Source organism: Saccharomonospora saliphila YIM 90502, assembly GCF_000383795.1.
GTDB classification, from domain to species: Bacteria; Actinomycetota; Actinomycetes; order Mycobacteriales; family Pseudonocardiaceae; genus Saccharomonospora; species Saccharomonospora saliphila.
On the sequence record NZ_KB912708.1, the window covers coordinates 1 to 1,396 of the forward strand.

At 72.7% G+C, this 1,396-nt stretch carries 1 protein-coding gene; it reads left to right on the forward strand.

Features of this window, described 5'->3' with window-relative positions; genetic code table 11:
• Positions 1 to 3 precede the first annotated feature (3 nt).
• On the forward strand, positions 4 to 1,396 hold a 1,393-nt coding region (locus SACSA_RS0117375), incomplete at its 3' end, for a glycoside hydrolase family 3 protein (protein ID WP_232212988.1).

The window sequence follows — 1,396 nt, forward strand, 5'->3', positions numbered from 1 at the left end:
GCCGTGCCCGTGGCCCTGTCGGCACTGCCCGCGCAGGCGGCGGCCGCGCCACTGCCCCGAACGGCGGCCACGGCCCCGTTCCGCGACCCCGGTCTCCCCTTCGCCCGGCGGGTGGAAGACCTGCTGCGACGGTTGCGCCTCGACGAGAAGATCGCCCTGCTGCACCAGTACCAGCCCGCGATCGAGCGGCTCGGCGTCGCCGAGTTCAAGACGGGCACCGAGGCACTGCACGGGGTGGCGTGGTCGACCGACCGCACCGACGGCGGCGCCGTCGTCACCGCCACCTCCACCGTCTTCCCGCAAGCGGTCGGCCTGGCCAGCACCTGGAATCCGGACCTGGTGCGCAGGGTCGGTACCGTCGTGGGCACGGAGGCACGCGGGTTCCACGCGCGCAGGCCGGGACTGTGGGGGCTGCAACTGTGGGCCCCGGTGGTCAACCTCCTTCGCGACCCGCGGTGGGGCCGCAACGAGGAAGGCTACTCCGAGGACCCGCTGCTCACCGGCGTGATCGCCACCGCCTACGGCGGCGGCATCGTCGGCGACGACCCGGACCGGCCGCGCGCGGCCCCGGTGCTCAAGCACTACCTCGGCTACAACAACGAAATCCACCGGCACACGACCTCGTCGATGCTGCCGCCCCGCGTGCGGCACGAGTACTACCTCGCCGCTTTCCGTCCCGCGATCGAGGCCGGCGCCGCCACCGGGGTCATGTCGTCGTACAACCTGATCAACGGGCGCCCCGCCTCCGCGCACCACGACTACAACGATGTCGTGCGCACCTGGACCGAGCGGACGCTGTGCAACGTCACCGACGCGGGTGGCCCCAACAACCTCACCGGCGACCAGGACTACTACGCCACCCAGGCCGAGGCCGACGCGGCTGTGCTGAAGTGCGGGCTGGACAGCTTCACCGTCGACGACACCGACGCGGGGCCGACCATCGCGGCCGTGCGCGAGGCTCTGGAGAGGGGCCTGCTCGCGGAGTCCGACGTGGATACCGCCGTGCGGCGCATTCTCGACCTGCGGTTCCGGCTCGGGGAATTCGATCCCGACGGCGGCCCCTACGGCGGGATCGGTGCGGAGGTCATCGACACCCCCGAGCACCGCGCGATCAACCGCGAGGCGGCCACGCAGGCCGTGGTGCTGCTGAAGAACGACTCCGGAACGCTGCCGTGGGAGGTCTCGACACTGGGCTCGGTCGCGGTGGTCGGACCGCTGGCCGACACGCTCTACACCGACTGGTACTCGGGCGCGCTGCCCTACCGCGTGACCGTCCGCGACGGACTCGCCGAGCGTCTGCCGGACGGCGCGGAGGTGATCCACAGCGAGGGCGTCGACCGCGTCGCGCTGCGCGCGCCGGACGGGCGCTACGTCACCGCGCGCGCGGAGGCCTCGC